A 7,616-nucleotide genomic window follows, 5' to 3' on the forward strand; every position below is an offset into this window, starting at 1 on the left:
GAAGCTGCGAACCGCGTGCTGCCCAGTTCACAGTCCCCGCTCCGCTCGCACCCCCCACCCCACCCCCTCACGCCGGAGCGCGTCTTGCCGTTGTGGGCATACGTTCCGCAGGGCGGAACGGGTGGGCACAACCCCCCGACCCCGGTGACCGGTCTCGCTTGGCCCGCAGGGCGACACCCTCCCCGGAGGGGGACACGGGGCGCCCGTGGAATCAGGGGCGCGGGAGTGCGCGGTGGCACGGAGGTCTGCCCGTGTCGCTACATTTGAGGCATGTTGTGCCGTTTCCCGCTCGCCGCCTCCGGCGCCGCGCTGACCGCCGTGCTGCTCGGCGGGTGCGCGCAGCCCGCGGGGCTGCATGTGCAGGGGGACGCGATGTCGCCGTCACCGGCCGCTGGGCCCGTGCACGTCGCGGGCACTGACGGGGAGCCGACGCGCCAGCCCGCGTCGATCCGGCTGAGCGAGGAGGTCGAGCTCTCGGGGCTGCGCTGGGAAGACTGGGGCGGGCCGACCGCGGCGGCCACGGGGAAGCTGCGCGGCGACTGGTGCCGCCCCGCGTGCGACGCGAAGCCGTACGACGTGACGGTGACGCTCAGCGGCCTGCAGAAGCAGGGAGCGGGCGCGTACTACCAGCGGGCGACGGTCGAGCCGGAGCGCCCCGATAGTCTGCCGGATGCGGCCGTGCGGGTGCAGTTGCAGCGCATCCGGCTCGCCGTGCCGGAGTTCTGAGCCGCCGATGGGACTCCGTACCAAGATCGGTGTGGCCATCGCGGCCACCGCGGCGCTGGTGTCCGTCGTGATCGGCGTGCTGGTGCACCACCAGACCGTACGGGCCGAGTTCGACGCCGCGGTCGGCCAGATCGAGGACCGGCTGCAGACCGCGGTGCAGGACCACGCCGCGGGCGTGGACGCGAACAACACGCTCATCGACCCGCCCGACCTGCCAGGTCCGCTCGCCGAAGCGGTACGCGGCGGGAAGTGGGCCGTCTACCTGGACCGGGACTCTCTGGGCGACCCCTGGCTGTGGGCGGCGAGCCCGCAGGGCGGCGACGTCGTCGCGCTGCGGCGGCCGTACGACAGCGAGGCCGCGACCGTACGGGACTTGGACCGGGTGCTGTGGGCGGCGGGCGGCGTCGGGACGGCGCTGGCGTGTGTGGTCGGGCTGTTCGTCGCGACCCGGCTCGGGCGGCGGCTGACCGCGTCGGCCGACACCGCGCAGCGCATCGCGGACGGCGATCTGACGGCCCGGCTGCCGCTGCGCGGCAAGGACGAGATCACCAAGCTGACCACCGCCGTCAACACCATGGCGGACGCGCTGTCGGCCCGGCTGCGGGCTGAGCGCGAGGTGACCGCGAACATCGCGCACGAGCTGCGCACTCCGGTGGCCGGGATGGTCGCGTCGGCCGCGCTGCTGCCGCCGGGGCGGCCGTCCGAACTGGTGCGGGCCAGCGCGCAGCGGCTGCGCGTGCTCGTCGACGACGTGATCGAGGTGGCCCGCCTGGACGTCGCGGCCGAGCGGCCCGTGCTTGAGGCGCGTCCGCTGGGCGCGCTGGTCCGCGGCGCGGTGGCCGCCGTGGCGGGGCACGGCACCGACGTCGGCGGGGTCACCGTGACCGTGCTGCGCGACGCGGACGTGGAGACCGAGCCGCGCCGGGTCGAGCGCATCCTGGCCAACCTGGTCACCAACGCGCTGCGGCACGGCGCCGCGCCGGTCACCGTCGAGGTCGAGAGCGGCGTCGTACGGGTGCGGGACAGCGGGTCCGGTTTCCCGGAGGAGACACTGGCGCGCGGACCGCAGCGCTTCCACACCGGCGAGCGCGACACCGGGCTGGGGCTCGGGCTGACCATCGCGTACGGCCAGGCGCGGGTGCTCGGCGCGCGGCTGCGCCTGGCGAACCCGAGCGAGGGCGGGGGGCTTGCGGTCCTGGATCTGCGCAGTGCGGTGCGTGACGCGTCCGGGGAGTCGGATCTCGGGGGTGCGCGGTGACGTTCAGGCGTGGAGCGGCTTCGCGAAGCAGCGGCTGTCGTCGTAGTCGCGGTAGTGGCCGAACTTCGCGCACGGCGTGTAGCCGCTGGACGTGTACAGCGCGATCGCCTCGGGCTGTTTGATACCGGTCTCCAGGACCATGCGCACCCGGCCCGCGGCCCGCGCGTCGTCCTCCAGGGCGGCGAGGACGGTGCGGGACAGCCCCTGGCCGCGTGCCTCGGGGATCACGTACATCCGCTTGAGTTCGGCGTCGCCGTCCGCGTACCCCTCGTCGTTCTCGTCCTGGCTGCGCCAGCCGCCGGTGGCCACCGGGACGCCCAGGGCGTCGTACGCGATGAGGTAGAGGCCGTGCGGCGGCCGGAACATGGACGCGTCGAGCGGGGTGACGTCGCCCTCCTCGTCGTCCTCCAGCCCGTAGCGTTCGACGTACTCCAGCTGCACGCGGTCGTTGAGCTTGACGGCGTCGGGGTGGTCGTACGAGACCTTGCGTATATTCATGCGTTCCATCGTACTTCTATGCGGACGAGTGGGCGATGTCCTCCCAGTGTGCCGGTATTGTGCCCGAGTGCTGACTGTGACTTCCGTGAACGTGAACGGGCTGCGCGCCGCCGCCAGGAAAGGCTTCGTCGAGTGGCTGGCCCGGACGGACGCCGACGCCGTATGCCTCCAGGAGGTGCGTGCCGAGCCCGGGCAGCTGCCGGACCCGGTGCGCGACCCGGACGGCTGGCACGTGGTGCACGCCCCGGCCGCGGCGAAGGGCCGCGCGGGCGTCTCGCTCTACACGCGCCGCGAGCCGGACCGGGTGCGGGTCGGCTTCGGGTCGGAGGAGTTCGACGACAGCGGGCGGTACGCCGAGGTCGACCTGCCCGGCGTCACGGTCGCCAGCCTCTACCTGCCGTCCGGCGAGGTCGGCACCGAGCGGCAGGAGCAGAAGGAACGGTTCATGGCCGAGTTCCTGCCATACCTGAGGCAGCTCAAGGCTCGGGCGGCGGCGGACGGCCGCGAGGTCGTGGTCTGCGGCGACTGGAACATCGCGCACCAGGAGGCCGACCTCAAGAACTGGAAGGCCAACAGGAAGAACGCCGGATTCCTGCCGGAGGAGCGGGCCTGGCTCGGCGAGGTCTTCGAGGAGTACGTGGACGTGGTCCGCGCCCTGCACCCGGACGAGACGGGGCCGTACTCCTGGTGGTCTTACCGGGGGCGGGCCTTCGACAACGACGCGGGCTGGCGGATCGACTACCAGGTGGCGACGCCGGGGCTCGCGGAGCGGGCCGTGAAGGGCTTCGTGGAGCGGGCGGCGAGCCATGCGGAGCGCTGGTCGGACCACGCGCCGGTGACGGTGGCCTACGACCTCTGGTAGTCGCGCGACCGGCTACGCGGCGTCCGGGTCGTCCGGCTTCTCGGCGGCCAGGTAGCGGTCCAGGGCCATGGAGAGTTCCGCGTCGACCACGCTCTTGGCCAGGGGGCGCAGCTGCCCCAGGTCGCCGTCCGGGAGGTGGGTGCGGATGGTGGCGGTGAAGAGCTCGGCCAGGGCGTCGGCGTGTTCGCGTACGCGCCTGCCCGCGTCCAGGACCGCGGAGAGCGGGACGCCCTGGCGGACCAGGGCGGCGGAGACGTCCAGCAGGCGGCGGCTGATGTGGACGATCTCGTCGCCGTCGGTGGCCAGATAGCCGAGGTCGAGTGCGGCGGCGAGGTTCTCCGGGGTGACCTCGCCCTCGAAGTAGTCGGCGAGCTCCTCGGGGGTGAGGCGGACCGGGGTCTCCTCGGTGGGTTCGCCGAGGCCCAGGACCTCGCCGACGTCCCGGCCGCTCTCGAACGCCTCGGTGAGTTCGGCGATGGCGCTGAGCGTGTGGCCGCGTTCCAGCAGGCCCGTGATGGTGCGCAGGCGGGCCAGGTGGTGGGCGTCGTACCAGGCGATGCGGCCCTCGCGGCGCGGTGGCGGCAGGAGTTTGCGCTCGCGGTAGAAGCGCAGGGTGCGCACGGTGATACCGGCCAGCTCGGCCAGCTCCTCTGTGCGGTACTCGCGCTCTCCGCTCGTTTGTTCGTGTTCCACAGCCACGAGGGAACCCTATGTTGTACCGCCGGTAACTTTCTCGCGCGCGACCCCTACCCATGGGTACGCGACTGTTCTAGTCTCCCATCACGCCAGTGATTACTGGCAGAGTCAGGTATCTGCGGGAGGCGGCGGCATGGGCGAGCACAAGCAGCGGCGCGAGCATGTGCGGGTGGCGGTGATCGGGTCCGGGTTCGGCGGCCTGGGGGCCGCGGTCCGGCTGCGCCGCGAGGGGATCACCGACTTCGTGGTCCTGGAGCGGGCCGGGGCGGTGGGCGGCACCTGGCGGGACAACAGCTACCCCGGCTGCGCCTGCGACGTCCCCTCGCACCTGTACTCGTTCTCCTTCGCGCCCAACCCGGACTGGCCGCGTACGTTCTCCGGGCAGGAGCACATCCGGAAGTACCTGGAGCAGGTCGCCGACACCTTCGGGCTGCGCCCGCACATCAGGCTCGACTCCGAGGTGCTGCGGACGCGCTGGGACCACGAACAGCTGCACTGGGAGGTGGAGACCAGCGGCGGTACGCTGACCGCCGAGGTCGTCGTCTCGGCGACCGGGCCGCTCTCCGACCCCAAGATCCCCGACATCAAGGGGATGGATGCCTTCGAGGGGAAGGTCTTCCACTCGGCGCGCTGGGACCACGACTACGATCTGCGCGGCAAGCGGGTCGCCATGGTCGGCACCGGCGCGTCGGCGATCCAGATCGTGCCGGAGATCCAGCGCGAGGTCGCCCAGCTGACGCTGCTGCAACGCACCCCGCCGTGGGTGCTGCCCCGCGTCGACCGCGCGATCAGCGCCCCCGAGCGCTGGCTGCACCGCCAGCTGCCGTTCACGGCGGCGGCCAGGCGCGGCCTGCTGTGGGGCATCAGGGAACTCCAGGTTCAGGCGTTCACCAAGCGCCCTGACGAACTGGGCCTGGTCGAGACGATCGCCAAGCGGAACATGTACCGCGCGATCAAGGATCCGGCCCTGCGCGCCAAGCTCACCCCCGACTACCGCATCGGCTGCAAGCGCATCCTGCTCTCCAACGCCTACTATCCGGCGCTCGCCCAGCCCAACGTGGACGTCGTGGCCAGCGGCCTGCGCGAGGTACGCGGCAACACGATCGTGGCCGCGGACGGGACCGAGACCGAGGTCGACGCGATCATCTTCGGCACGGGCTTCCACGTCACCGACCTGCCGATCGCCGAACGCGTCGTCAACGGCGACGGCCACACCCTCGCCGAGACCTGGAAGGACGGCATGCGGTCACTGCGCGGGGCGACCGCGCCCGGCTTCCCCAACTGGATGACGATCATCGGCCCGAACACCGGCCTCGGCAACTCCTCCATGATCCTCATGATCGAGTCCCAGCTGAACTATCTCGCGGACTACCTGAGGCAGTTGGACGTACTCGGCGGCCGCGTGGCCCTCACCCCCCGCCCCTCGGCCGTGTCCGCCTGGAACCGCCGCGTCCAGGACCGCATGGAACGCACCGTCTGGAGCTCCGGCGGCTGCAACAGCTGGTACCTGGACGAGAACGGCGTCAACACCACCCTCTGGCCGGGCACCACCACCGAGTTCCGCACCGCGACCCGCCGCGTCGACCTCGCCGAGTACGAGATCGTACGACCGCCGAAGGACGCCCCCGCACCCCAGCCCCGTCACCAGCGCGCCAAGAAAGTGAAGGCGGAAGCATGACCAGACTGACGCACGTCACCTCCGGCCCGTACGCACCGCCCGCCCCCGCACACGAGCTGACGGCCGTGTCCGCCGACGGCGCCCGGCTGTACGTCCAGGTGCACGGCCCCGAGGGCGCGCCCGCCGTGGTCCTGGTGCACGGCTGGGTCTGCTCCACGGCCTTCTGGGCCGCGCAGATACGGGAGTTGGCGGCCGACCACCGGGTCATCACGTACGACCAGCGCGGGCACGGCCGCAGCCCCGAGCCCGCCGGGCCGTCCGGCTACAGCGTCCGCGCACTCGCCGACGACCTGGAGGCGGTGCTGGCCACCGCCCTGGAACCCGGCGAACGGGCGGTGCTCGTAGGGCACTCGATGGGCGGCATGACCCTGATGGCCGCCTCCGCACGCCCGAAGTTCACCGAGCACGCCGCGGCGGCGCTCCTGTGCAGCACGGGCAGTTCGCGCCTGGTCACCGAGTCCACGGTGCTGCCCCTGCCCGCCGGGCGGCCGCGCACCCGGCTGTCCCGCGCGATCCTCGGCTCACGGGCGCCACTGGGCCCCGTGACCGCCCTGGCCAAGCGGATCCTGCGCTACGCGACGATGGGCGCGGGGGCCGCGCCGGACAAGGTCGAGGCCTGCGCGCGGATCGTGCACGCGTGCCCGCGCAAGGTGCGCCACGGCTGGTCACGGGTGCTCGCCACGCTCGATGTCGACGCGGGCGTGCGGCAGTTGACCGTACCCACCACGGTCGTGGTCGGCGACTCCGACCGGTTCACCCCCGCCGTACACGCCCGCGCGATCGCCGCGAGCCTGCCCGCGTGCGTCGACAGCGTCGAACTCACGGGCGTCGGCCACATGACGCCGATCGAGGCGCCCGAGGTCATCACCGAGCGGACCCGCGCGCTCGCGGCCGCGTACATCCGGATCAAGGAGGGCGCATGAGCAGGGTCAGCCTGGAGGGACAGGTCGCGGTCGTCACCGGAGCGGCCCGAGGCGTCGGCGAACTACTCGCCCGCAAGCTCTCCGCGCGCGGCGCGAAGGTGGCCCTGGTGGGCCTGGAGCCGGACGCGCTGAAGCAGGTCTCCGAGCGGCTGCACAGCGAGAGCGACCACTGGCACGCGGACGTCACCGACCATGTCGCGATGGCGCGGGTCGCGCAGGAGGTCAAGCAGCGCTTCGGCAAGGTGGACATCGTCGTCGCCAACGCGGGCGTCGCCAGCGGCGGGCCCTTCACCCACTCCGACCCCGACTCGTGGCGCCGCGTGATCGAGGTCAACCTGATCGGCTCAGCGGTGACGGCACGCGCCTTCCTGCCCGTCCTCACCGAAAGCCGGGGCTATCTGCTCCAGATCGCCTCGCTGGCCGCGATCACCCCGGCCCCGATGATGACCGCGTACTGCGCGTCCAAGTCCGGCGTCGAGGCGTTCGCGCACAGCCTGCGCGCGGAGGTCGGCTACCAGGGCGTACGGGTCGGCGTCGGCTACCTCTCCTGGACCGACACGGACATGGTCCGGGGCGCCGACCAGGACGACGTGATGCGGGAGCTGCGGCAGCGGCTGCCGTGGCCGTCGAACCGTACCTATCCGCTCGGCCCCGCGGTGGACCGGATCGTGGCCGGGATCGAGCGGCGCTCGGCGCATGTGTATGCGCAGTGGTGGTTGCGGGGGATGCAGTCCATGCGGGGCTATCTGCCGGGGATCATCGCCACGGTGGGGCAGCGCGAGATGCGGCGCTTCGAGCCGCGGCTCGGGTCTGTCCGTACGGGGCTGGTAGGCGAGGGCGGCGCCGCGGACGAACAAGCCCGCGCAGCGGGCTGACCAGGCCGAGGGCGCAGCCCTCACCCTGGTTTCACGGGGTGCCCCGTGTCCCCTTCCGGGGGAGGGTGTCGCCCTGCGGGCCAAGCGAGAACGGTCACCG

At 72.4% G+C, this 7,616-nt stretch carries 8 protein-coding genes; 6 read left to right on the plus strand and 2 right to left on the minus strand.

Translation table 11 applies throughout. From position 1 onward, the window contains the following. Window positions 1-270: 270 nt before the first annotated feature. Together ACX6XY_RS29665 and ACX6XY_RS29670 are read left to right on the plus strand one after the other, a co-directional pair. Window positions 271-726, plus strand: a complete 456-nt coding sequence (locus ACX6XY_RS29665; protein WP_460337576.1) for a hypothetical protein — start codon at window positions 271-273, stop codon at window positions 724-726. Window positions 727-733: 7 nt separating this feature from the next. After that, window positions 734-1,984, plus strand: coding sequence for a HAMP domain-containing sensor histidine kinase (locus ACX6XY_RS29670; RefSeq protein ID WP_460337580.1), 1,251 nt, complete (start codon window positions 734-736; stop codon window positions 1,982-1,984). A 3-nt stretch (window positions 1,985-1,987) separates the two neighbouring features. Here the strand turns inward: ACX6XY_RS29670 and ACX6XY_RS29675 are convergent, their stop codons facing one another. Further along, on the minus strand, window positions 1,988-2,482 hold the full coding sequence (locus tag ACX6XY_RS29675) for a GNAT family N-acetyltransferase (protein WP_460337583.1): 495 nt from the start codon (window positions 2,480-2,482) through the stop codon (window positions 1,988-1,990). Window positions 2,483-2,549: 67 nt separating this feature from the next. Between ACX6XY_RS29675 and ACX6XY_RS29680 the strand changes: the two genes are divergently transcribed. Further along, window positions 2,550-3,344: an exodeoxyribonuclease III gene (locus ACX6XY_RS29680; RefSeq protein WP_460337586.1), complete on the plus strand. Its 795-nt coding sequence runs from the start codon at window positions 2,550-2,552 to the stop codon at window positions 3,342-3,344. Between the two features lie 12 nt (window positions 3,345-3,356). Here the strand turns inward: ACX6XY_RS29680 and ACX6XY_RS29685 are convergent, their stop codons facing one another. After that, window positions 3,357-4,043, minus strand: coding sequence for a MerR family transcriptional regulator (locus ACX6XY_RS29685; RefSeq protein ID WP_460337589.1), 687 nt, complete (start codon window positions 4,041-4,043; stop codon window positions 3,357-3,359). Between the two features lie 130 nt (window positions 4,044-4,173). Between ACX6XY_RS29685 and ACX6XY_RS29690 the strand changes: the two genes are divergently transcribed. Genes ACX6XY_RS29690 through ACX6XY_RS29700 form a run of 3 tightly spaced genes read left to right on the plus strand, consistent with a single transcriptional unit; the run spans window position 4,174 to window position 7,516 of the window. Further along, the gene (locus tag ACX6XY_RS29690) at window positions 4,174-5,718 is read left to right on the plus strand and encodes a flavin-containing monooxygenase (protein WP_460337592.1); all 1,545 of its coding nucleotides are present in this window, start codon (window positions 4,174-4,176) and stop codon (window positions 5,716-5,718) included. Then, a complete protein-coding gene (locus tag ACX6XY_RS29695) occupies window positions 5,715-6,641 on the plus strand; it encodes an alpha/beta fold hydrolase (RefSeq protein WP_460337595.1) in 927 nt (308 codons plus the stop codon). Before ACX6XY_RS29690 ends, ACX6XY_RS29695 begins: the two co-directional genes overlap by 4 nt. After that, window positions 6,638-7,516, plus strand: a complete 879-nt coding sequence (locus ACX6XY_RS29700) for an SDR family oxidoreductase (RefSeq protein WP_460337598.1) — start codon at window positions 6,638-6,640, stop codon at window positions 7,514-7,516. Before ACX6XY_RS29695 ends, ACX6XY_RS29700 begins: the two co-directional genes overlap by 4 nt. The last annotated feature ends 100 nt before the right edge of the window (window positions 7,517-7,616 follow it).

This window comes from Streptomyces sp. O3 (genome assembly GCF_054788135.1).

Bases quoted from the DNA above. Each gene is read 5' to 3' on its own strand.
- ACX6XY_RS29675 (WP_460337583.1), bottom strand. From the start codon at position 2,482: ATGAATATACGCAAGGTCTCGTACGACCACCCCGACGCCGTCAAGCTC.
- ACX6XY_RS29695 (WP_460337595.1), top strand. From the start codon at position 5,715: ATGACCAGACTGACGCACGTCACCTCCGGCCCGTACGCACCGCCCGCC.
- ACX6XY_RS29690 (WP_460337592.1), top strand. From the start codon at position 4,174: ATGGGCGAGCACAAGCAGCGGCGCGAGCATGTGCGGGTGGCGGTGATC.
- ACX6XY_RS29670 (WP_460337580.1), top strand. From the start codon at position 734: ATGGGACTCCGTACCAAGATCGGTGTGGCCATCGCGGCCACCGCGGCG.
- ACX6XY_RS29665 (WP_460337576.1), top strand. From the start codon at position 271: ATGTTGTGCCGTTTCCCGCTCGCCGCCTCCGGCGCCGCGCTGACCGCC.
- ACX6XY_RS29700 (WP_460337598.1), top strand. From the start codon at position 6,638: ATGAGCAGGGTCAGCCTGGAGGGACAGGTCGCGGTCGTCACCGGAGCG.